Below are 22,007 nucleotides of genomic sequence, written 5' to 3' on the forward strand. Positions count from 1 at the left end.
GGGCAGGGTACGACTCAGCCGCACGGCTTTTCCGCCATCGCGCCGTGCCGTTCGAGCACCTGCCGCTCGGCGGCGGTGTAGGGGCGGTCGTTGAGGGCGCACAGCCGCCGCACCCACTCCTGCGGCGCGAGCGACAGCGACCGGGCCTGCCCACCGAGGTCGAAGCCCAGCCGCTCGTCCTCCAGTGACAGCCGCGGGGAGTAGGTCCGCAGGCCGAGCGTCGCCAGTGGCTTTCCACTGTCGTCGTCCCAGAGCTGCACCGTCTCCAACGAGCCCGAGGTGCGGATGGTGAGCAGCCTGCCGCCCGAGGTGAAGCCGACCAGCCCTGCGACGGTCCCGGTCGGCACACTCCTTCCGACCGGCTCGTCCCCGCCGATGTCCCAGAGGGTGACCTGACCGTTGCGGGAGAGGGTGGCCAGCCGGTCGCCGGACGGGTCGAAGAGGACGGAGGTGTAGCGGCTGCCGCTCTCGGCGGGCACGGTGGCCACGACCGCGCGCCGATCGAGGCTCCAGACCTCGACGCTGCCGTCGGGCTCGAGGACGGCCACCTCGCCGGGGTGACCCGGTCGGGCCGGCCGCGCCGCCACGGCGAGCAGGGCCGACCGGCGCTGCCCGGCCAGCTGCGTGCGCAGCGGCAGTGCGGCGTCGATCTGCCGTCCGGTCGCTGGATCCCACCGGGTCAACTGGCCGGCGTGCAGCACCACCACCCGGCCGTCGTGGTCGGGGACCACCGAACTGGCCCAGGTGGCCAGACCGGGCTGCGTCAGCGGCCGCCCGAGGGTGGCCTGCACGGGCAGTCGCATCCGGCGTTGCAGGGTGAGCGCCGGCACGGCGTAGACGACCAACTCGTCGCCCCGGATCACCAGCAGCCGGGTGCCGTCGGGGGAGAAGTCGAACCAGCCTCCCTCGGGGGGGACCTCCCTTTCCGCCGGGACCGGCGGTAGCGTCGCGGTCGCCACCGTCCGCCGGCCGGCCGCATCCCACAGGCCGACCCGGCGGAAATCGTCGTCGATCCACAGCTCGAACCGTTCGTCCGGGGTGACGGTCAGGGGCGAGCCGTACTTCGCGTCGAAGGGACCCCCGCCGAACCGGACGGCCAGGGGTTCGGGACCGGTGGCGTGCAGCCGGTAGCCCTGGCTGCGGTCGGCCAGCAGCGCGGTGGGGTGACCGTCCGGGCCCCGGAACATCGCGGCACCGACTACCCGCGGCTGGCCGAAGTCGATCGGCGGGGCGGTGAACCGGTAGGTCCGTCCGGTGCCCAGGTCCACCACCGACAGGTCGTCGTGGGACTGGCCCGCCTCGGGAGACGAAGTGAACGCCGCGTACTCCGAACCGGCGTCCAGCCGTACCCGCAGGCACGAGTCGACCGGGAAGGAGAACCTTTCGCGGCCGCTGGCCGTGTCGACGGCCCAGAACCGATCATCGTCGCAGCGGGTCAACAGCTCACCGTCGCGCGCCGGTGTCGCGCCGCCGTAGGCGTGTCCCGGGAACGATCGGACCAACCGTCCGGTGCCGAGGTCGTACAGCCGGGCCGGGCCGGACCAGTCGGTCACGAGCAGCGTGTCGCGGCTGGGGCCGAACGACACCGACCTCGGGTCGTCCTCCGGACGTAACGGGTTGGCGACCGGGACGCGCCGGCCGTCGCCGACGTCCCAGACGTTGAGGATCGCCTGCCGGTCGTTCTGCTTCCGGGACCAGGTCAGCAGCCGGGCGCCGTCCGGGGAGAACGCGACCCTCGGTTGGTCGGTGTCCTCCGCCAGGTCCTGGACCTGCCGGGTCGGGGCCAGCTCCATCGGGCCGGTCCGCCGCTCGATGTCCCACAGCAGCACGCCACCCAGACCGTTGGCGTAACCGAGATAGCGGCCGGACGCACTGATCGCGAAGTCCCCGCCCGGATACCTGCGCCCAGCCTTGGTGAATTCCCACCGTGCGGGGTTGGCCCCAGTCATGCCCGTCCACACGGAGGGCAGCCCACCGTCGTTGACGAAGACCACGACCGAGCCGTCCCGGCTGGTCAGGATCTCGTCGATGTCGCCGTCCCACCAGCCCCGGTAGACCTTCTCGACCGACTGCAGGGCCGCGTACCAGCCGAAGAGCGCGCCCGACGCCTCCGCCGTCCGGTCGTGGTGCCAGGCGGCCAGCGCCAGTTGCAGGGACGCTCCCGGATCGGTGGCGCGCAGCTGGACGGACTCGTCGGCCAGGGTCCGCGAAGCCGCCGTGCGTAGCCGCCCTTCGGCCCGCTCGGTCTGCCGCGCCGCCAGCGCCGCCAGCCCGCCGGCCGTCACCGCGAGTACGGTGATCGCGGCCACCGCCGACCGGCGGATGCGGTCCCGCCGTCGGGTGCGGGCCCGGCTCGCCCGGACGTAGTCGTGCTCCGCCGCGCTGACGTCCTCGGGGTGTTCCCGGGTCCAGCCGACGGCCGTGGCCAGCGGCGCGCCCCGCAGCAGCCCGCCGGGGTCCCGGCCGGTGGCCTCCCACCGCGCCAGGTCGGCCCGCAGGCTCTCCTGCCAGCTGCGGAACTCACGCTCCTCGGTCAACCACCGGCGCAGCCTCGGCCACTGGCCGATCAGCGCCTGGTGCGCCAGGTCGGCCACCTCGGCGCCGTCCGGCGCGCGGCTCACCACCACCAGCCGGCTCGCCGCGAGCCGGGCCAGCACACCGCGCGGCTCGTCGTCCAGGTCGCCGAGGCGGACCGGCCGACGTGCGAACCCGCCGTCGGGCTCGGGACGGGCCAACTGCACCAGCAGCCGTCGCGCCGCCGGCTGCTCCGCCCCGGAGAGCCGGTGCCGGTAGACCTCGTCGGCGTAGCCGGCCAGCGCGCCGGCCACCGTGCCCAGCTCCTCGTAGGACCGGTGGGTCAGCGAGCCGGCGTGCCGGCGCTGCCAGAGTCGCGCGAGGGTGAACTCCGTCAGCGGCAGCGACCCGGGCTCGGCGCCGGCGTCGTCGAGGATCCGGCTCACCAGCCCGGGTTCGAACTCCACGTCGGCGGCGGTGACCGCGTCGCGCAGCTGGGACCGGCTCATCGGGGGCACGAACAGCATGCCGTCGCGGGCCGCCTGCGCGGTCTCCTCGGTGACCAGCGCGTCCAACGCGCCGGATCGGACGGTCAGCACGGCGCACAGCCCGACGGCCCCGGCCGCCCGGCGCGGAGCGACCGTGACCAGGTGGTGCAGCAGTTCCCACAGCCGCCGCGCGGACGTCGGGGCCAGCTCCTCGAACTGGTCACCGAAGATCAACAGCCCGCTGTCGCCGACCTGCTCGATCAGGCGTCCCGCCAGCCAGGGCACGGTGGTCTCCGGGGTGGCGTCGAGGCGGTCGGCCAGGGACGCCGCCTCGTCGTGCCGGCCCACCACGTCCAGCGCCGGGTCCAGCACCCCGATGACCGAGTCGGCCAGCAGCGCCGCCGGACGCATCCCGGGCAACGGACGGAAGGCGGTCACCAGGGTGCCGCGCTCCCGCAGCCGCGGCATCAGGCCGGCGTACACCAGGGAGGACTTGCCGCTGCCCGACGGCCCGGCCAGGGTCACCAGCGGCTGCCGGTCCACCAGCGAGGCGAGCCGGTCGGTCAGCGCGGCACGGCCCCGGAAGTGCGCGGCATGCTCCTCCAGGAACGGATCCAGCCCCCGGTACGGGCACGACTCGGCCGGATCCGGCGCCGCGATCTCGGGATGCGCCTCGACCAGGGTCCGGACCGGGATGAGGTACGCGGTGGTGTTGGCGCGTTCGGCCGCGACGATCATGCCGACCACGCCGCCACCGGGACCCCAGACCGGGGAGCCGCTGAAGCCGGGGCCGATCCGGCGTTGCTGCGGCGAGGACTCCACCTGCAACCAGCCGGCGCCCTGCCGGGCACGCAACTCCGCGGCCACCCAGACGCCGTACTCCTCGGGCAGGTCGACGGGGAAGCCGAACACCCGGACCTCGTCCCCCCAGACGGCCTCGGTCAGCGTCAGGCGGACCCGGCGGGCCTGCGGCGGTGCCGGCCGGTCCAGCCGGAGCAGCGCCGTGTCGCCACTGCCGTCGAGGCGGGCCGGCTGCCAGCCGACCACCGTCCCGCAGTGCCCGGCCTCCGCACCGCCCACCCCGACCAGGGGAAATTCGACACACACGGGATCGGCCGGCGGACCGGAGTCGTGGCGGTCGCCGCCCAGGGCCGCGGTGACGACGTGGGCGCAGGTGAGCACCAGATCGGCGGCGACCAGGAACGCGGTCCCCACCACCTGGCCGGAGCGTCCACGGATCCGGCACAGCCCGGCGGAGTCCGACCAGATTGCCTCCGTCATGTCACTCTCCGTGTTTGCAGGTGGACGCACCGCCGTCGGATCGGGGTGGATGTTAGCGAAGCGCCGGCCCTCCGCGCTGTCCCGAGCGTCCGGCGGCGTGTCGGCTCCCCGACCGGGACCGGTAGCCTGCCGGCGTGACGGTCACGGACGAGGGTGAGCGGCTGGCGGCGTCGCTGGCCGGCCGGCTCGACCGGCTCACCTTCACCGACCTGACCACCGACCAGGTGACCGCCCGGCTGATCGACACGGTGGCCGACTGGGCGGGGGAGCGGGGCTGGCGGGTCTACCGGCGCGCGCCCAGCGTGCTGCCGCTGCCACCGCCGATGTCCGCGCAGTTCTCGGTGCTCGACGTCGCCTGCGCCCGCCCGGACGGCCCACCGGTCGTGGTCGAGGTGGACCACGGCACCCGGCGACGGACCTGGGAGAAGCTGCTCGCCGAGGCGGCGGCCGGACGGATCCCGATCTGGGTGCGCTGGGGCGTCGGCCGGTTCACCGCGCCCCCGCCGCCGATCCGGATGGTGACCTGCGCCGTGACCCGGCGTACCGGCCCGGACGGCCCGCTGCACGGTCGCGTCCCGGCGACCGACCGGCCACCCCCGGCGCACACCGTGGCGGAGCTGAGCTCGTCCGACCCGGTCGAGCTGCCCCTGCCGCCGCCCCGCGACGGATGAGCCGAGGAGGTCAGGGTGTGTGGATCCGGTCCACCCGCACGGTGAGGACGACGCGCTGCTGGTCACCGCCGCCGAAGCCGGGGTAGGGGCGGCCGAGGTACTTCTGCGACAGCTCGTCGATGTGCTCCCGGGCGCCGTCGGTCGTGGTGGCCACCACGCTGCCGCGCAGCGCCCAGTAACGGGCCGGTGCGGCCGGGTCGGCGACGCCGATGGCGATCCGCGGGTCGCGCCCGACGTTGCGGGTCTTCTGGTGGGTCGTCACGGTGTTGACGAGCACGTGCTCGCCGTCGGTGCCGACCCAGGTCTGGGAGATCTGTGGCGATCCGTCGGGCATCAGCGTGGTCACGAAGCAGATCGCCTTGTCGTTGAGCACCTTGAGCAGGTCGTCGGGCAGGGCCATGGCGGGTTGCTCCCTCACGTGTCCGGGTCGTCGTAGAGGCGGTTGATGACGCTGCTGTCCCGTCACTCGAAGCGGGAGGGGTCGCCGGCGCCCACCCGCAGGATCTCCGGTACGCCGTCGGAGAAGTCGACCACGGTGGTCGGCACGGTCCCGCACTCACCGGAGTCGACCACCGCGTCGAGCACGTGGTCCAGCCGCTCCTTGATCTCCCAGCCCTGGGTCAGCGGCTCCTCCTCGTCGGGCAGCAGCAGGGTGCTGGAGAGCAGCGGCTCACCCAGCTCGGCGAGGATCGCCTGGGTCACCGTGTGGTCGGGGATCCGCACGCCGACGGTCTTCTTCCTCGGGTGCAACAGCCGGCGCGGCACCTCCTTGGTGGCCGGCAGGATGAACGTGTAGCTGCCCGGGGTGGCCGCCTTGATCGCCCGGAACGACGCGTTGTTGATCTGCACGAACTGGCCGAGCTGGGCGAAGTCGCGGCAGACCAGGGTGAAGTGGTGGCCGCTGCCGAGGTGGCGGACCTCCCGGATCCGGTCCAGGCCGTCCCGGTTGCCCAGCCGGCAGCCCAGGGCGAAGCACGAGTCGGTCGGGTAGGCGATCAACCCGTCCGCCCGGATCAGGTCCACCACCTGGTTGATCGCCCGTGGTTGCGGGTTGTCCGGGTGCACGTCGAAGTACTTCGCCATGCGCGGAGCTTAGGAGGGCGGCCGGCGGCCCGCACGAGGCGGGCCCGACCTCACCCCTCGTGTCAGCCGGCCGCCGCCGCCGTGACGTCGACCGCCGCCACCCCGTCCGACCGGAAGTGCGGGTTCCCGGCGGTCAGCCGCACGGTGAACCCGTCGGCGTCGCGGTAGTGGACGACGTGGTTGCAGGACTGGTGGGTGATCCACAGCCCCAGCCCGCCCGCGGCGCCGTCGCCGGTCGGGAGCAGCCCGGCGAACGGGTACGCCGGGCCGGAACCCCGGTCGGTGACGGTGACGACGATCCGGTCCTCCCCGGCCCAGAGCCGCAACCGCACCGACGGGCGACCGTGCCGCAGGCCGTTGGTGACCGCCTCGCTGACCGCCACCACCAGGTCCTCCGTCTCGCCGGCGGAGAGCCGGCCCTGGTCGGCCGCGTACACCGCCCGGCGGGCCTCGGACGCCGTCGGGTCGGTCAGCTCGACCATCGGCGGGGTCAGTTGCAACGGGTCGGGCACCGGTGGGCGGTTCTCCGACAGGTAGTCCGCCGGGTGGACGTAGTCCGGGCTGGGCACGTGCCGCCCCTCGGCGGTGGCGTACCGGGGATGGGTCCGGGCGATGTCGGCCTGCACGTGCGGCGGCGTGATCCGGGTGTCGTACGCGCACATGCTCCAGAGCGGGAAGTCGTCGTACGCGTGGTTGATCGCCGATTCGTACCGGGCCCACCAGTCCCAGGTGACGCCGAACGCCGCCGGCGCCAGCTCGCCGATGATCCGGATCTGCCCGACGCCCTGCGCCACCAGGTCGGCGAGGAGCGAACGGTAGGAGCGGATCGCGCTGGTGGGACGGGCGTACATGTCGCCACCGGAGAGGAACTGGACGCCCGAATCGGCGGGCAGCGCGGACCGGACCAGGTCGGCGCTGCGCGGGCCGAGGGCGACCAGGGTCGGCTCACCGGCGGCCACCCCGTCGAGCAGGAACGGCACGGTGACGGCGAGCAGTTCGGCGTCCGAGCCGTAGCAGGCGGCCTCGTGGTAGTAGCCCCGGTGACCGGCGGCGGCTCCGGTCCTCACCGGGTCACCTCCACCCGCACGTCGGGCAGGCCCAGCAGCTCGACCAGCCGGGGCACGGCGGACAACGGCGTGTGCAGGACGGCGGTGGCGCCGCGGCGGGCGGCGTACTCCTGCAGGTGCAGCAGGCAGCGGTGGTCGATGAAGCGCAACCCGGGGGCGCAGAGCCGCAACCGGCCGTCGACCGGACGCAGGTCGGCCCGCTCCAGCGCGGTGGCGAACAGCTCGTGGTTGGACGGGTCCAGCTCGCCGGCCAGCACCGCGCAGTCGTCCTGCTCGTGGCCGCAGGCGGAGAGGGTGAACAGCAGCCCCGGGGCGTTGGTCCGCGGGTGCATGCAGGCCAGCTCGGCCACCGCCCGGTCGCCGAGCTGGCGCCGGTCGTAGGCGCACATCGCCGAGAACGGCCGGGCCCACATGTAGCGGTCGACCAGGTGCTCGTAGCGGGCGAACAGGTCCCGCTGCTGCGGGGTGCGGGCCAGGTCGGTGGCCTCGGCGACCACCCGCAGCCCGGTGTAGCCCTCGGCCAGGGCCGCCTCGGTCGCCGCGGCGTAGGCGCGCACCTGGGCGGTGGGGTCGACCTTCTCGTCCTTGTCGTACGCCGAGTCGGTTGCCACGATCCGCACGGCGCCGCTGCGCAGCCCCTGGTCGAGGCCCGGCAGCTCGCCCAGGCGCATCCGGGCGGACTCGGCCCGCTCGGGCCCGACGTACCAGACCTGCTCGCCGTCGGCGAGGCCGCGGGAGAGGTACCGACGGGCGGCGGCGTCGAACGCCGCGGGGTCGTCGTAGGACCAGCACACATGGTCGTGCGGCACGGCTGATCGCTGCGTGCCGCTCACGTGGTCCGTCCCATGCGGGCCAGTGTAGGTGGGGTTTCGACGGCGGTCGACATCGGTGCTGCCCACGGGCCGGGCACACCGCCCGCGCGGACTCCAGCGCGTCCCGGAGCACCCGGATCCGCCGGGTGGCGTCGGCCCAGACACAGCTCCAGCGCCGCGACCATGACGATCATCCTGGGGGCGAGGTTTGCCGTCGCCGCCCGGCGGTACTGGTCCCAGGCGAGCAACCACGATCCGAAGGCGGTGCCCGGTGGACGTTCACGACCTGCTGACCGAGGTGTACGGGCGGCTGCCCGGCCTGGTCCGCGCCGCGGTGGACGGTCTCTCCGCCGAGCAGTTGCGCCAAGCCCCCGCGCCGGGGGCCAACCCGGTCGGCTGGCTGGTCTGGCACCTGACCCGGATCCAGGACCACCACGTCGCCGACCTGCTCGGCGAGGAGCAGATCTGGGTCTCCGGCGACTGGACGCCCCGCTTCGGCCTACCGGCCGACCCGGACGACACCGGGTTCGGGCACGGCCGGGACCAGATCGCGGCGGTGCGGCCGGAGGACGGCACGGCGCTGGTCGGCTACTTCGACGCGGTGGCCGACCGGACCGGGCGGTTCCTGGCCGGGCTGACCGCCGTCGACCTGGACCGGGTGGTCGACGACGCCTGGGACCCGCCGGTCACCCTCGGGGTCCGGCTGGTCAGCGTGGCCGACGACGACCTCCAGCACGCCGGGCAGGCCGCCTACGTGCGCGGGCTGGTCCTGGCGGACTGACCGCCGGCCGGCACCGGCTCACGGCACGATCACCGCGCGACCCTCCAGCGTGCCGTCGCGCAGCTGGTGGTAGGCGTCGACCGCCTGGTCCAGGCCGAAGGTGGTGATCTTCGGCTTGATCAGCCCCCGGGCGCCCAGGTCGAGCACCTCGATCAGCTCCGGCCGGCTGCCCCAGTAGACGGTCTGGATGCTCACCTCGTACGGCACCCCGAAGAACGACACCGGCAGGGTGCCGCCGCCGAGTCCGACGATGGTCAGGTCGCCCAGCGTCCGGGCCACCGACACGCCGAGCTTCAGGGTGGCGTCGGCGCCCACGAAGTCCAGCACCACGTCCGCGCCCCGGCCGCCGGTCGCCGCGCGGATCCGCTCGGCCGCGTCGGAGTCCGGGCGCAGCGTCAGGTCGGCGCCGTACTGGCGGGCCAGGGCCAGCGCGTCGTCGCGGGTGTCCACCGCGATCACCCGGGCCGCGGTGGTCGCCTTGAGGATCTGCACGCCCACGTGACCGAGACCGCCCACCCCGATGACCAGGGCGGTGCTGTCCGGCAGCAGCTTCGGCAGGGACCGGCGGACCGCGTGGTACGGGGTCAGGCCGGCGTCGGTCAGCGGCGCGGCGGCCACCGGGTCGAGCCCCTCGGGCAGCGGCACCAGGTGCCGGGCGTCGGGCACCAGCAGGTATTCGGCCATCCCGCCGTCCAGGCCCAACCCGCCCCCGCCGCCGGGCACCGGCGCCGCGGCCGGGTTCTCGCAGTACGTGTCGACCCCCACCCGGCAGCGGGCGCAGCTCCCGCAGCCCCACGGCCCGTAGACCGCCACCGGCTGCCCCTCGGTCAACCCGGTCACCCCGGCGCCCAGGGCGTGCACCCAGCCGGCGTTCTCGTGGCCCAGGGTGAACGGCGGGTTCCACGGCACCGAGCCGGCCTCGAAGTCGTGCATCAGGTGCAGGTCGGAGTGGCAGGCCCCGGCGCCGCCCACCTTGATCACCACCTGGCCGGGTCCCGGCTCCGGCCGGGGTACCTCGACCAGTTCCGGCTCGGACTTCCAGTTCGGCAGTCGCAGCGCGCGCATCAGGTGAGCTCCCGTCGTGTCGTCGTACCTGCCGGCTGCGTGCCCGGCGAGGCAGCGGGCAAACGACCGGCCCCGCATCCCACAGCCGGCTGCCCGGTGGCGCTCAGCGGACGTCCAGCCGCCCGCCCGCCGCCGCGTACGCGAGCAGGTGGAACGCCTGTGCCTCGGCGGACGTGCCCGGGCCGGTGAAGTGCGGCGCCCCGCTCACCCCGGTGACCAGCCCGCGCCCGTCGACCCGGCGGGCCGCCGCGCCGAACAGCTCCCGCCCCAGCCGCGCGTACGCCGGCGGCAGCCAGCCGTCCGCGGCGCCGGTGAGCGTGGCGTACGCCAGCATCTGCGCGACGTTGGCCTCGCGGAACGAGCGCGGATCGTCCAGCACGTCGCCGAAGAGCCCGTCCTCCCCCCGGTACGCCAGGCAGGCGTCGATCACCTCCCGGGCGTGTCCGGCCAGCTCGCCCCACCCAGCCGGCCGGTCCGGCGCGAGCCGCAGCGCGCGGGCGATCCCGGCGACCACCCAGCCGTTGCCGGTGGCCCACTTCTGCGGCTGCTCCAGCCGCCCGAGGCCCTCGTCCCACCGGGCCGCGTAGAGGCCGGTGCCCGGGTCCCAGAGCCGCCGACGGTGCCCGGTCAGCTGCTCGACCGCCAGGTCGGCACGGCCGCAGGCGGCGAGCAGCGGCACCACCATGTAGACCGTGTCGGCCCAGACCTGCCGGTGGGACAGCAGGTGGAACAGCGTCCCGTCGGCGGCCCGCGGGGCGCGGGACACCAGCCAGTCGAGCTGCCGGTCCAGCGCCACCGTCCAGCGCGGATCGCCGTCGAGCCGGGCGGCGTGCCGGACCAGCTCCCCGCAGGCCGCCCCGTTGACCGCGCCGTCCTCACCGCCGACGTCGCCCAGCCGGCCGTCCGGGTGCTGCCGGGTGACCGCCGCGTCGGCCAGCAGCAGCGCGGTGTCGGCGCACCCCAGGTCGAGCAGGGCGTGCCCGGCCACCCCCTGCTCCCAGGACTGCCGCTGCATGGCCAGCAGCGCCGTGAGCACCCGGTGCGCCGACGTCCCGTCCAGTCCCATCGCGCCTCTCCCGTCCCGGTCGTCCCGGTCCCGCTCTACCCGCGATCCCCGTTCCGACTCCTCCGTCGGGTCGTGCCCGGACCGGGATCACCCCCACCGGGTGAGCCGGGCTCACCCCCGGCCGGGGGACGCTGCGGGGACGAGCAAGCGTGGGAAGGGGCGGATTCGATGGCCATGTCGGCGGCGGAGCACCTCGCCAGCCGGGTACCGGGTCGGCACCCCGACCTGCCGGAGACCACGGCCGGGACGCTGCGGCTGGACATCCGGGAGGAGGGGTACACCGACCACTGGTACCTCACCATCGCCGACCAGAGCGTCGAGGTCAGCCGGTCGTACGAGGAGGCCGACCTGGTGGTGAGCGGGCAGCGCGGGGTCTTCGACCGGCTCGCCGCCGGTGGGACGCACATCGGTTCGGCGCTGCTGCGCAACGACGTGACCGTGCGGGGAAACCTGCGGCTGCTGCTGTCGCTGCGGCGGTTGTTCCCCGGCCCGCCGGACGCTCACCACCCGCGCGCCTACTGCCTGCACGGGAACGGGCGCCGATGAGGCAGGAACTGGTCCACGTGATGGCCGGCAACGCCTTCGCGATCAGTGACGCCCAGGGCGACATGCGGCCGGACCCGGCGGCGCCGACCGGCCTGTTCTCCTTCGACACCCGGTTCCTGTCGCACTGGGTGCTCACCGTGGACGGCAGCCCGCTCAACGCGCTGTCCCGCGACGACATGACCTACTTCGAGGCCCGGTTCTTCCTGGTCCCCGGCACGGCCAGCCACTACGTCGACGCGGAAGTCTCGGTGATCCGGCACCGGTCGGTCGACGACGCCTTCCACGAGCGGGTCACCGTGCTGAACCACTCCGCGGCGCCCACCGACCTCACCGTCCGGATGCAGGTCGCCAGCGACTTCGCCGACACCGCCGAGATCGCCGCGCCACGCCGCCGCCCGGTCGCCGTCGACGCGGTGGCCGAGAAGAGCCAACTGCGCCTGCGCTACCAGCGGGACCGGTTCACCCGGGAGACCGTGGTCACGGCCACCACCCCGGCCGAGGTCGACGAGGAGGGGCTGACCTTCCGGATCCGGATCGAGCCGAACGAGTCGTGGACCACCGACCTGCACGTGGCCTGCGTCATCCGCGGCGAGGGGGCCCGTGACCTGCGCGCCGACCTGGAGGCCCACCAGCGACGGGTCCGCCACCACATGCGGGCCGACCTGCACGGCTGGCTGGACCGGGCGCCCGGGCTGATCTCCGGGCGACCGGCGGTCTCCGCGATCTACCGGACCTGCCTGACCGACCTGGCGGCGCTGCGCTACACGCCACTGGCGTACCCCGACTCGGTGCCGGTGGGTGGGCTGCCCTGGGCGATGAGCCTCTACGGCCGGGACGCCCTGGTCACCTGCCTGGAGACGCTGCCGTTCACCCCGGAGCTGACACCGGCCACCCTGCGGATCCTCGCGGTGACCCAGGGCGGGCAGCTCGACGACCAGCACGACGAGGAACCGGGGAAAATCCTCGCCGAGACCAGGTACGGCGAGTCGGCGGCCTTCGGTGACCGGGAGACCTCGCTCTACTACGGGGCGGCGGACACCACCCCGCTGTTCGTGGTGCTGCTCGACGAGTACGAGCGGTGGTCCGGCGACGCGGAGCTGGTACGGGAGCTGCGCCACCCGGCCCGGATGGCGCTGGACTGGATCGACGAGTACGGCGACCTGTGCGGTGACGGCTACCTGCGGTACCGGACCCGCAACCCGGACGGCGGCGTGCAGAACCAGTGCTGGAAGAACTCGCCGGACGCCATCCGGGACCGGCACGGCCGGGTGCCGGCGCTGCCCCGGGCCACCTGCGAGCTACAGGGCTACGCGTACGACGCGAAGCGGCGGGGTGCCCGGCTGGCCCGGGAGGTCTGGGGCGACCCGGAGTACGCCGACCGGCTGGAGCGGGAGGCGGCGGCGCTGCGGGAGCGGTTCAACCGGGACTGGTGGCTGCCCGAGCGGGGGTACTACGCACTCGCGCTGGAGCCGGACGGCACCCCGGTCGACGCGCTCACCTCGAACGTCGGGCACCTGCTGTGGAGCGGGATCGTCGATGACGACAAGGCCGACGCGGTGGCCGCGAACCTGCTCGACCCGCGGATGTTCTCCGGCTGGGGGGTGCGCACCTACGCCGAGGGGCAGCTGCCGTACAACCCGGTCGGGTCGCACCTGGGCGCGGTGTGGCCGTCGGACAACGCGCTGGTCGCGGCCGGGCTGCGCCGGTACGGCTTCGACGTGGAGGCGGCGCGGATCACCGATGCCGTCTTCACCCTGGCCGAGACGCTGGGCGGCTCGGTGCCGGAGCTGGTGGCCGGCTACGACCGGCAGGTCACCCGCTATCCGGTGCGGCTGCCCGCGGCCGGTCGACCGCAGTCCTGGGCCGCCGGGGCGCTGCCGATGCTGCTCGCCACCATCCTCGGGTTGCGGCCCTGCGGGGACAACCTGCTGGTGGACCCGGCCCTGCCGGCCGGGTTCGGTCGGGTCGAGCTGCTGGACATCCCGGGCCGGTGGGGGTACGCCGACGCGTACGGCCGGGACCGGGCCGCGGCGAAGGCCTCGCACGGCGAGGGTGTCCGTACCGCCGGCTGACCGCCCGGCTCACCGCTTCGCCGGCGCCTCCACCGACGCGTCACGCCCGTCCACCGCGCGTACCGCGCCCGGCTCGGGGGACGGCGCCGGCTGCCGGGGGGTGCGCCTGCCGAGGAGCTGGTCGACGCCGACGAAGAGGAGGCCGAGCAGCCAGAACGCCAGCGCGAAGCCGACCGCGCTGACCGAGACGCCGTCGTAGCCGAGCTGCCCGGCGTCGATGAACGGGTACGGGTAGCGGTGCACCACCAGGCCCCGCAGCAACGCGAAGGCGAGGTACGCCAGCGGGAAGGCGAGCCACCAGGCGGCGTACCGGGGACGCAGTCGGCCGCGCCGGTCGAACAGGGCCCAGTCGGCGACGGCCAGCAGCGGCACGACGGTGTGCAGGAACTGGTTGCCGAGCGCCTCGGCCAGCGCCCGCTGCGGCTGGACCATCGCGAACGGGCTGGCCGGGTTGGCCAGCACCAGGTGGTAGACCACCCCGGTGATGGTGATGTAGAGGGTGACCGCGCCCTTGAGGGCCGACGGCGGCTCGGGTCGGTCCCGCCAGGCACACCAGGCGGCGTAGCCGGCGAAGATGCCGACCGCGACGTTGCTCTGGATGGTGAAGTAGGGCAGCAGGCCGGTGACGGTGGCCGGGCCGAGGGCGGTGAGCACGATCCCCGCCAGCACGCTGATCACGATCGCGAGGCGGAAGAGCATCGCCACGCGTCGACGCCGCAGACTCATCGGCGCAAGCTACCAGCCGCCCGGCGGGCGGTCACCAGCCCAGGGTGCCCGGGGCGCCCTTGAAGGGGCCGACCAGGTCGGCGGTGATCCAACCGCCGTAGAAGTCGCCCGGTTGGACCTGGACCCGCTCCCCGTCCACCCGGCACTCGTCGACCCTGCCGGGATAGAAGGCGACCGCGCCGGCCAGTTCCGCGTACGACGGGGCGGGTCGTTCGTACGACCAGGCGGCCTCGCGGATCCGGACGTCCCCGACGGCCAGGTCCCAGTAGCTGGCCTCGCCCTTCCACTCGCACCAGCTCCGCCGGTCGGTCGGGAGCAGCCGGGCGCCGGTGATCTCGGACCTGGGCACGTAGTAGACGGGTGGGTGGGAGGTCTCCAGCACCCGCCAGCAGCGGTCGCTGTCGACCACGGTCACCCCGGCGTGCACGACGGTGATCCGGCGGGGGGTGCGCTCCAGCCGGGGCGGACGTGGATAGTCCCAGACCGATTCCATGCCCGCCACGCTATCCAACCGCCGTGGGCACCGGCACGGCCTTCCACCGTACGGTGGCGTATGTTAACGTCCCTCCATACGCACCCGTATGGAGGTGGTCCGGATGGACAGCCCGCACGTCGACACCCAGCCCCTCGACCGGCGGCTGCGCCGGGCGGTCCGGTTCGGCGCCGGCTGCCTCGTCCTGGTCGGCGCCGGCCACCTCGCGGTCACCGCCGCCGCCCGACGACGTGCCCCCTCGACCCGCGAGGTCGCCGCCCACCGGGCGATGCGGGCCGTCCCGGTCCGGCTGCTCGGCCACGGCCACGACATGGCGGCGCTGCACCAGGGCTTCAGCGTCACGATGGCGTTGCTGGCCGTCGGGTACGGGTCACTGAACCTGCTGGTGCTGCGCGCGGCACCGCAGGCGTACCAACGGGACCGGTCGCTGACCGCGCTCAACACGGCGGTGACCGGCGCCGGCTTCGCGATCTCGCTGACCGCGTTCCCGCTGCCGCCGGTGGTCATCTTCGGCGCGGGCCTGGTGGCGCAGCTGCGCGCCCTGGCCCTGACGCCGGGGCGGCGCGGATGAGGGCGGGGGCACGGGGCCGCACCCTCATCCCGCGCCGTTCCGCCGCCGGCCACGGCTCCACCGCGCCGGGGCCCCGTGGGGCGCTCCGGGGCCGGCCGGCGGGACGGTACGTTACGGCGGTGGGTGCGGACGGGCGACGGCGCCGCCTCAGCGTCGACGACTGGGCGCGGGCGGCCCTGGACGTGATCGGTGAGCAGGGCCTGGCCGGGGTGGCCGTCGAGCCCCTCGCGGTCCGGCTCGGCACCACCAAGGGCAGCTTCTACTGGCACTTCGCCAACCGCGACGCGCTGGTCACCGCCGCGCTGGCCCGCTGGGAGCGGGAGCACACCGAGTCGGTCATCGAGGCGCTCGGCGCCCCCGTCGACCCGGCCACCGCCCTGCGCCGGCTCTTCGCCAGCACCACCGCCGCCGCCGACCAGCTGCCGGCCCGCACCGAGCTCAACCTGCTCGCCGCCGCCGACGACCCGCTGGTCGCACCCACCGTGCACCGGGTGGTCCGCCGGCGCGTGGACTACCTCCGGGAGCTCTTCGGCGGCCTCGGCTTCGACGCCGACGAGGCGGCCCGGCGGGCCCTGCTGGCGTACAGCGCCCACGTCGGGCACCTGCAACTGCTGGTCCGGATGCCCGAGCTGGTCCCCGCCGACCGGGCCGACCGCTCGGCGTACCTCGACACGGTGCTGGGCGCGATCACCCGGCGGGACTGACCGTGCCCGCCGGTGACGGACTGCCCCCGGGGCAGCGCCCCGCCGAGCTGACCCGCTTCGGCCTGCCGTGGTTCGCCGGGGTGGAACCGGCGCCGCCGGCCCGGCCGGTGGTCACCGTCGGCGGCGTCGTACGCCGACCGACCCAGGGCCCTGGTCGGCAACGCCCAGGTCAGTGGCTGCCGGGCCCCGGCGGCGCGGTGACCGCGGGGGAGGCGGGCCGCCCGGGCGGGGTCGACGGTCCGGCCGCCGGCCGATCCGGTCGCGCCGTCGGCTGCCCGGTGGGCTCGTTGCCGCCCCGCTGCGTCCCCGGCGGGGCCGACTCGGAGCGTCCGGAGTGCTCGGTGAGCAGCCGGTCGCAGTAGCCGGCGACCCGGTCCCGGCCCCCGGCGGAGGCGATCAGCCCGGAGAAGGCCGGGTTCTCCAGCGCCCGCCCGGGGTTGCCACCGGCGTCGGCGCGGTACGCCCGGCACAGTCCGGCCGTCGGCGCGGCGGTGGCGGGCGCCGACCGCGCCGGCGTGGCGGGCGGGGGTGCGCCCGGCCCCACCGCCGGTGCGGTGGGGCGCGCCGGCGTGCTCGTCGGGGCGGGCACCGGGTCGGGACGGTGTCGCAGCGGACCGGGCAGGTTGCCGCCGGTGGCGGCGAACGCCACTCCGCCGGTGGCCGTGACGGCGACGGCGATCGCGGCCACCCGCACGCCCAGTCGACCCGCCAGCCCGGTCCGGGGCGCCGTGACCGCGCGCAGCGGGACGGTCGAGCCGGCCTGGACCATCCGGTACGCCCGCAGCGCCTCGGCCTCTCCGCCCAGCTCGGCGGGACGCGGCGCGGCGCGGACCGCGGCCAGCAGCTGCACGAGTGCCGGGGGTCCGTCCACGGGATCGACGACCGGACCGACGAGCAGGCGCTCGACGGTTTCCTGGTCCATGCGATGTGCGTTCATCTCGTGTCCCTCAGCGCCGCCGGGCGCCGGGACGTCACATCGGCGGGGGACAGGTGACCTGTGCCACCGGTCAGCCAAGACCGGTGGCACGGCCGGGCCGGCTCAGCCCATCGTCCTGGCTCCGTCGATGGACTCGCGGATGATGTCGGCGTGCCCGGCATGCTGCGCGGTCTCGGCGATGACGTGCAGCAGCACCCGCCGCACCGACCAGGCGGCCCCGGGCTCGAACCAGGGCGCTTCGGGCAGCGGGTGGCTCGCGTCGAGGTCGAGCGTGGCCACCAGGGCGTCGGTCCCGGCGGCGACCCGGTCGTACTCGGCGAGGAGCCCGGCGAGGGTGTCGCCCTCGGCCATCCGGAACTGGCCGGTCCAGTCGATCGGGGTGCTCTGCATCGCCTCGGCGCCGCCGACGGCGAAGCGCGCCCACCGGTCCTCGGTGGTCGCCACGTGCTTGATCAGGCCGCCGAGGCAGAGCTCGCTGGCGGTGCTGCGCAGCGCGGCCTGCTCGTCGGTCAGCCCTCGGACGGTGTGGCGCAGGAAGCCGCGGTGCCGCTGGAGGACGGCCAGCAGATCGGCCCGCTCACCGGTGCGGACCTGGTCGGAGACGTTCATCGGCGCCCACCTCTCGTTCGTCGTCGGGCCGACCGTACGCCGAACCACCGACACTTTCCGGCGTCCACCCCGGACCGCCTCCGGTTGCCGACTCGCACCGATGGCGGTGAACTGAATTACATGGGTGTCATCAAGGTGGGGACGTCGTCCTGGGCCGACCAGATGCTGGTGCGCTCCGGGTGGTACCCGCGCCAGGTCAACAATCCGGCCGGCCGGCTGGGCTACTACGCCGACCGCTTCGGTCTGGTCGAGGTGGACACCTCCTACTACGCGGTGCCGGCGCCGGAGACCACCGCCGGCTGGGTCGACGCCACGCCACCCGGGTTCACCTTCGACGTCAAGGCGTTCAGCCTCTTCACCGGTCACCACACCCCGGTCGCGCTCCGAGACGTACGACGAGGTGTGGAACCGGTTCCGGGCGGCGCTGGAACCGATCGCGGCGGCCGACCGGCTCGGCGCGGTGCTGCTCCAGTTCCCGCCCTGGCTGGCCCGCGGCGAGGCCGCCCGCCGGCGGATCGCCGAGCTGGCCGCCCGGTGCCGGCCGTGGCGGGTCGCCGTGGAGCTGCGGCACGCCTCCTGGTTCGACGGCACGGCCGCGGTGGAGACCCTGACCTTCCTCTCCGAGCAGGGGCTCAGCTATGTCTGCGTCGACATGCCGCAGGGGCACTCCTCGTCGGTGCCGCCGATCCTGGTGGCCACCGCCGAGCTGGCGGTGGTCCGGTTCCACGGCCACAGCACCGCCTGGGCCAGCGGGGACAAGCAGGAGAAGTTCCGCTACGCGTACGGCGAGCAGGAGCTGCGGGGCTGGGCAGTGCGCCTGACCGAGCTGGGCGAGCAGTCCACCGAGCTGCACGTGCTGATGAACAACTGCTGCGGGGACCAGGCCCAGCGGGACGCCGCCCGGCTGGCCGAGCTGCTTCCGGAGGCGGCGCCGGCGGTCCCCTGACCCGGGGCGCGGCCCGGAGGGTTTCCGAGCCGCCCGGCCGGGTACCGGCGGTGCCGAGGCACGACGGAGGGGGAGCCGATGAGCGACGTACCGCAGCGGGACCGGCCCGACGAGCCGGCGGCGCGGCCCGACGGCCGCGACCCGGAGGAGACCCGGGCGGCGGAGGAGGCGCACGGCGGCAGCATGGCGCCGGGCCTGGTGGACGACACCGGCCGTCCCGTCGTCGAGCCACCGGCCATGGGCGATCCGGGTGAGGACGGCACCGGGAGCTGATCGGACGCGGGTGCGGGGTGGTGCCGACCGGCACCACCCCGCACCTCTCGTGCCCGACCGGTCAGCGGGCGCCGATCAGCTTCTGCAGCTCCCGGCGGCCGAGGTCGCCCGCGGGCGCCAGGTTCGGCCCGGCGGAGCGGGCGGCGGCGCCGGCCGGAACCGGCCGCGGCACCGGGTCGCACCGCACGTCGGAGCGGCGGCCGTCGACCCGCTCCGGCAGCGCGCCGGTGGCCAGGTACGCGGCGATGGTGTCGTCGGTGCAGGCCACGCCGCTCAGCGAGCCGGAGTGGGTGGTGCCGCCGACCCCCTCGACCAGGACGGCCTTCGGGAAGCGGCTGCGCACCTCCAGCGCGCCCGGGTACGGGGTGGCGGCGTCCAGCGTCTCGTTGATCAGCAGGATCCCGCCGACCTTGCCGCCGTCCACCTTCACCGGCTTGCCGACCTCACCGGACCAGTACCGGCACGGGGCGTTGAACCAGGCGTTGCCCCAGGTCTCGAAGGGCGCCCTGAGGAACGTCCGCCAGTTGTCGACCCGCCACTTGTTCCAGCTCTTCGGCCACTGCACGTCGGTGCACTGGACGCCCAGGTAGACGGCGAAGCCGTTGTCCGCGCCGGGGCCCTGCGGGTTGCCGTCGTCGTACAGCTGCTTGAGGGTCTGCCAGTCACCGTCGTGCACCCAGCCGGCGAAGGCCTGCGCGACCTCCTCCCAGCCGTAGACGTAGTAGCCGGCCTGGAGGAAGATGTCGGACCACTCGTCCGGTCCGATCACCCCGCCGGCCGGGTGCCTGAGCAGCTTGAGCTGCTCGGCGTAGAAGCGCCGTTCGACCTTCGCGCCGGTGTTCCCCAGGTGGTAGATCGCGTCGTTGCCGGCGATCCAGTCGAAGTAGATCTTGATGTTGCGGTCGAAGGCGACGTCCTGGTTGAGGTTGGCGTCGTACCAGACGTCCCGCGGGTCGACGTTGCCGTCGAGCACCATCCGGCGGACCCGCTCGGGGAACAGGGTCGCGTAGACCTGGCCCAGGTAGGTGCCGTACGAGAAGCCGTAGTAGTTGATCTGCTGGCGACCGAGCGCCTTGCGGATGACGTCCATGTCCTTGACGGTGTCGGTCGTCTTCAGGTGGTCCAGCAGGTCGCCGCCGGCCGCCGTGCACGCCTTCGCGTAGCCCTCGGAGCGCTTCAGCCAGGTCCGCTCCAGCGCGGGCGTGACCGGCACGTAGTACGGCCGGTTGTAGCCGAAGTAGTCACCGTCGCAGCTCAGCGCCGGCTCGGAGGAGCCGACCCCGCGCGGGTCGAAACCGATCCAGTCGTACGCCTCGCCGGCGCCGTTCGGCACGTACTCGCCGAGCACCGACAGGGTGAGGCCGGAGCCGCCGGGGCCACCCGGGTTGACCAGCATGACGCCCTGGTAGTCGGCGTCGGAGGTCTTGTGCGCGATCCGGGAGACCGCCAGCTTGATCTTCTGGCCGGTCGGGTGGTCGTAGTCCAGCGGCACCTCGACGAAGCCGCACTGCCCGCCCCGGCGGGCGAGGCCCGGGCTGACGCACTCGCCCCACGCGATCGGCGCCGGGTCGAAGGAGACCTGGCCTGCGGTGGGCCGGGTCTGCGGCGCCGCCTGCGTCGGCGCGCCCGTGCCACCGAGGATCAGCCCGGCGACCGCGGCGACCGCCACGATTCTCTTCATACCGTCCCTTTCGGTCTGTCGCGCCGCGGCGTTGCGGTGACCACGGCGCCGCCGCCGAGTCTGCTCCCCGCGACCGGGCGGAGGGAAGAGGTGGACGTCCAGCGATCTGTCGGGCACCCCCGACGTCCGGGGCTTGCGGCGCGGTGCGCCGCGACTGGTAGCGTGCCGGGTCGGTTCGATGTAGACATAGCGCGACCAACCGGTCGGCGGTCACGGTGCGGGAGAGAAGCCAGATGGTGCAGTGGCAGGGCGAGATCCGGCGGGCGTCGCCGGACGACGCGAAGGCAGTCGGCGCGCTCCTCGGGGAGGCCTTCATGGCCGACCCGGTCAGCGGCTGGATCTTCCCGGACGAGCAGCACCGGGCCCGGGTGCACGCCGCGTTCTTCGGCGAGTTCGTCCAGCTGGCGCTGGACGGCGGCGAGGTCTGGCTGGCCGGTGACGGCGCCGGCGCCACGCTGTGGCTGCCGGTCGACGGCACCGACCACGGTGACGACGGCAGCGACCTCTACCGGTCCCTGGAGGCCGGGGTCGGGCCCGAGGCGATGAAGCGCTTCGCGGTCCTCGACGAGCTGATGACGGCCAACCACCCGGCCGAGCCGCACTGGTACCTGCCGTTCATCGGCGTCCACCCGGACCACCACGGCCAGGGCGTCGGCAGCGCCCTGCTCCAGCACCAGCTGACCCGGCTGGACGCCGAGGGGCACGCCGGCTACCTGGAGGCCAGCTGCCTGCGCAACGCCGCCCTCTACGAGCGGCTCGGCTTCCGCCGTACCCCGGTCACGCTGGACCTGCCGGGCGGGCCCACCCTCTACCCGATGTGGCGCGACCCGGCCTGACGGCCGACGGCGCCGTCCACCCATCGGGTGGACGGCGCCCGCGTCGGTGTGAGCCGGGCCACAGCGTCCCGCATGTCGGCACCGGACGGGTCCGGGCCGCGGCGGGGGTCAGCGGCGGACGGCCACCGTGGCCGCGTCGAGGGCGGTGACGACCGCCGCGACCAGACCGTCCAGCGGTGGGGGCAGGAACTTGCGGCAGTCCCGCATCTTGGCGGTGACCTGCTCGTCGAAGGCGACCTGACCGACCCCGACGGCCCCGGTGAGCGAGGCCAGCAGCAGCGTCTCCACGTCCAGCTGCTGCTGTTCGTGGCGCATCAGCAGCGCGGTGAGCCGGACCCGGGGCGCGGCCGCCTGGTTCGGGTCCACCGCGGGCCACCGCACGGTACGCCGCAGGCCCCGGCTCTGCTCCCGCCGGACCACCCCGTTGTTCACCAGCCGGGTGCCGACCCGTTCCCGGATCTGCTGGTGTTCGCGCAGGTAGCGGATCCACAGCCGGGTCGGGTGGGCGCCCTCCCGGCCGAGGATCTCGGTGACGATCAGGTCGGTCAGCGGCTCCTGCCAGAGCCGCCTGTCGATCGCGACGACGTTGCCGTTGTCGATGGTGATCCGGCGTTCGAAGATCAGCTCCGCCATCGCCGCGCCGGCCAACGCGAACTCCAGGCGATCGGTGGCGCCGTGGGGTTTGCCGGAGAACTCATCGTGCCCGATCAGGAACAGCGCATCGGCGAGTCGATACGCGGAGTGTGCACTGTGGTTGGTCATGGGCATCCTCAGCCAGGCCGCTA

General features: G+C 74.4%; 21 protein-coding genes and 1 pseudogene. 9 read left to right on the forward strand and 13 right to left on the reverse strand.

Annotated features, from left to right (window positions below; all coding sequences use genetic code 11):
• Positions 1-14: 14 nt before the first annotated feature.
• A complete protein-coding gene (locus GA0070564_RS17805; protein WP_091609803.1) occupies positions 15-4,283 on the reverse strand; it encodes an nSTAND1 domain-containing NTPase in 4,269 nt (1,422 codons plus the stop codon).
• Between the two features lie 134 nt (positions 4,284-4,417).
• Here GA0070564_RS17805 and GA0070564_RS17810 point away from each other — a divergent pair, with 134 nt between their 5' ends.
• Positions 4,418-4,954: a hypothetical protein gene (locus tag GA0070564_RS17810; RefSeq protein ID WP_091609804.1), complete on the forward strand. Its 537-nt coding sequence runs from the start codon at positions 4,418-4,420 to the stop codon at positions 4,952-4,954.
• A 10-nt stretch (positions 4,955-4,964) separates the two neighbouring features.
• Here GA0070564_RS17810 and GA0070564_RS17815 read toward each other — a convergent pair whose 3' ends face one another.
• From GA0070564_RS17815 to GA0070564_RS17830, 4 genes are all read right to left on the reverse strand, one after another.
• Positions 4,965-5,354, reverse strand: coding sequence for a PPOX class F420-dependent oxidoreductase (locus GA0070564_RS17815; protein WP_091609805.1), 390 nt, complete (start codon positions 5,352-5,354; stop codon positions 4,965-4,967).
• A 62-nt stretch (positions 5,355-5,416) separates the two neighbouring features.
• A complete protein-coding gene (locus GA0070564_RS17820; protein ID WP_088970692.1) occupies positions 5,417-6,037 on the reverse strand; it encodes an L-threonylcarbamoyladenylate synthase in 621 nt (206 codons plus the stop codon).
• Positions 6,038-6,099: 62 nt separating this feature from the next.
• Positions 6,100-7,104: a sensor histidine kinase gene (locus GA0070564_RS17825; protein ID WP_091609806.1), complete on the reverse strand. Its 1,005-nt coding sequence runs from the start codon at positions 7,102-7,104 to the stop codon at positions 6,100-6,102.
• On the reverse strand, positions 7,101-7,913 hold the full coding sequence (locus GA0070564_RS17830; RefSeq protein ID WP_091609807.1) for an MEDS domain-containing protein: 813 nt from the start codon (positions 7,911-7,913) through the stop codon (positions 7,101-7,103). The genes GA0070564_RS17825 and GA0070564_RS17830 overlap by 4 nt, the downstream gene beginning before the upstream one ends.
• A 274-nt stretch (positions 7,914-8,187) precedes the next feature.
• On the opposite strand from GA0070564_RS17830, the gene GA0070564_RS17835 reads away from it, so the two are divergent.
• Positions 8,188-8,697 (forward strand): mycothiol transferase, encoded by a 510-nt coding sequence (locus tag GA0070564_RS17835; RefSeq protein WP_091609808.1) that lies wholly within the window; start codon positions 8,188-8,190, stop codon positions 8,695-8,697.
• Positions 8,698-8,715: 18 nt separating this feature from the next.
• Here the strand turns inward: GA0070564_RS17835 and GA0070564_RS17840 are convergent, their stop codons facing one another.
• Together GA0070564_RS17840 and GA0070564_RS17845 are read right to left on the reverse strand one after the other, a co-directional pair.
• Positions 8,716-9,762: an NAD(P)-dependent alcohol dehydrogenase gene (locus tag GA0070564_RS17840; protein WP_091609809.1), complete on the reverse strand. Its 1,047-nt coding sequence runs from the start codon at positions 9,760-9,762 to the stop codon at positions 8,716-8,718.
• Between the two features lie 103 nt (positions 9,763-9,865).
• Positions 9,866-10,828 (reverse strand): glycoside hydrolase family 88 protein, encoded by a 963-nt coding sequence (locus tag GA0070564_RS17845; protein ID WP_091609810.1) that lies wholly within the window; start codon positions 10,826-10,828, stop codon positions 9,866-9,868.
• A 168-nt stretch (positions 10,829-10,996) separates the two neighbouring features.
• Between GA0070564_RS17845 and GA0070564_RS17850 the strand changes: the two genes are divergently transcribed.
• Both GA0070564_RS17850 and GA0070564_RS17855 read left to right on the forward strand, forming a co-directional pair.
• Positions 10,997-11,374, forward strand: coding sequence for an SCP2 sterol-binding domain-containing protein (locus tag GA0070564_RS17850; RefSeq protein WP_091609811.1), 378 nt, complete (start codon positions 10,997-10,999; stop codon positions 11,372-11,374).
• Complete coding sequence (locus GA0070564_RS17855; RefSeq protein WP_091609812.1) at positions 11,371-13,446, forward strand: amylo-alpha-1,6-glucosidase; 2,076 nt, start codon at positions 11,371-11,373, stop codon at positions 13,444-13,446. The genes GA0070564_RS17850 and GA0070564_RS17855 overlap by 4 nt, the downstream gene beginning before the upstream one ends.
• Before the next feature lie 9 nt (positions 13,447-13,455).
• Here GA0070564_RS17855 and GA0070564_RS17860 read toward each other — a convergent pair whose 3' ends face one another.
• Both GA0070564_RS17860 and GA0070564_RS17865 read right to left on the reverse strand, forming a co-directional pair.
• The gene (locus tag GA0070564_RS17860; RefSeq protein WP_176730724.1) at positions 13,456-14,172 is read right to left on the reverse strand and encodes a Pr6Pr family membrane protein; all 717 of its coding nucleotides are present in this window, start codon (positions 14,170-14,172) and stop codon (positions 13,456-13,458) included.
• A 31-nt stretch (positions 14,173-14,203) separates the two neighbouring features.
• Positions 14,204-14,665 carry a DUF427 domain-containing protein gene (locus tag GA0070564_RS17865; protein ID WP_091609813.1) on the reverse strand — a complete coding sequence of 154 codons (462 nt, stop codon included), beginning with the start codon at positions 14,663-14,665 and terminating at the stop codon, positions 14,204-14,206.
• 103 nt (positions 14,666-14,768) lie between these two features.
• Here GA0070564_RS17865 and GA0070564_RS17870 point away from each other — a divergent pair, with 103 nt between their 5' ends.
• Both GA0070564_RS17870 and GA0070564_RS17875 read left to right on the forward strand, forming a co-directional pair.
• Entirely contained in the window at positions 14,769-15,236 is a 468-nt protein-coding gene (locus tag GA0070564_RS17870) for an LIC_13387 family protein (RefSeq protein WP_141714810.1), read from the forward strand.
• Between the two features lie 119 nt (positions 15,237-15,355).
• On the forward strand, positions 15,356-15,940 hold the full coding sequence (locus GA0070564_RS17875; RefSeq protein ID WP_218104958.1) for a TetR/AcrR family transcriptional regulator: 585 nt from the start codon (positions 15,356-15,358) through the stop codon (positions 15,938-15,940).
• Positions 15,941-16,109: 169 nt separating this feature from the next.
• Here the strand turns inward: GA0070564_RS17875 and GA0070564_RS17880 are convergent, their stop codons facing one another.
• Positions 16,110-16,877, reverse strand: coding sequence for a hypothetical protein (locus GA0070564_RS17880; RefSeq protein ID WP_141714811.1), 768 nt, complete (start codon positions 16,875-16,877; stop codon positions 16,110-16,112).
• Positions 16,878-16,979: 102 nt separating this feature from the next.
• Positions 16,980-17,486 carry a DinB family protein gene (locus GA0070564_RS17885; protein WP_091609817.1) on the reverse strand — a complete coding sequence of 169 codons (507 nt, stop codon included), beginning with the start codon at positions 17,484-17,486 and terminating at the stop codon, positions 16,980-16,982.
• Between the two features lie 120 nt (positions 17,487-17,606).
• On the opposite strand from GA0070564_RS17885, the pseudogene GA0070564_RS17890 reads away from it, so the two are divergent.
• Both GA0070564_RS17890 and GA0070564_RS17895 read left to right on the forward strand, forming a co-directional pair.
• Positions 17,607-18,432: pseudogene (locus GA0070564_RS17890) on the forward strand (DUF72 domain-containing protein).
• 78 nt (positions 18,433-18,510) lie between these two features.
• Positions 18,511-18,705, forward strand: a complete 195-nt coding sequence (locus tag GA0070564_RS17895) for a hypothetical protein (RefSeq protein ID WP_091609818.1) — start codon at positions 18,511-18,513, stop codon at positions 18,703-18,705.
• A gap of 61 nt (positions 18,706-18,766) precedes the next feature.
• Here the strand turns inward: GA0070564_RS17895 and GA0070564_RS17900 are convergent, their stop codons facing one another.
• Positions 18,767-20,386, reverse strand: coding sequence for an alpha/beta fold hydrolase (locus GA0070564_RS17900; protein WP_091609819.1), 1,620 nt, complete (start codon positions 20,384-20,386; stop codon positions 18,767-18,769).
• 233 nt (positions 20,387-20,619) lie between these two features.
• On the opposite strand from GA0070564_RS17900, the gene GA0070564_RS17905 reads away from it, so the two are divergent.
• Positions 20,620-21,222 carry a GNAT family N-acetyltransferase gene (locus tag GA0070564_RS17905; protein ID WP_091609820.1) on the forward strand — a complete coding sequence of 201 codons (603 nt, stop codon included), beginning with the start codon at positions 20,620-20,622 and terminating at the stop codon, positions 21,220-21,222.
• A 108-nt stretch (positions 21,223-21,330) separates the two neighbouring features.
• Here the strand turns inward: GA0070564_RS17905 and GA0070564_RS17910 are convergent, their stop codons facing one another.
• Positions 21,331-21,984 carry a GOLPH3/VPS74 family protein gene (locus tag GA0070564_RS17910; protein ID WP_091609821.1) on the reverse strand — a complete coding sequence of 218 codons (654 nt, stop codon included), beginning with the start codon at positions 21,982-21,984 and terminating at the stop codon, positions 21,331-21,333.
• Between the last annotated feature and the right edge of the window lie 23 nt (positions 21,985-22,007).

Origin of the sequence: Micromonospora mirobrigensis, assembly GCF_900091555.1 — a bacterium.
Classification (GTDB): domain Bacteria; phylum Actinomycetota; class Actinomycetes; order Mycobacteriales; family Micromonosporaceae; genus Micromonospora; species Micromonospora mirobrigensis.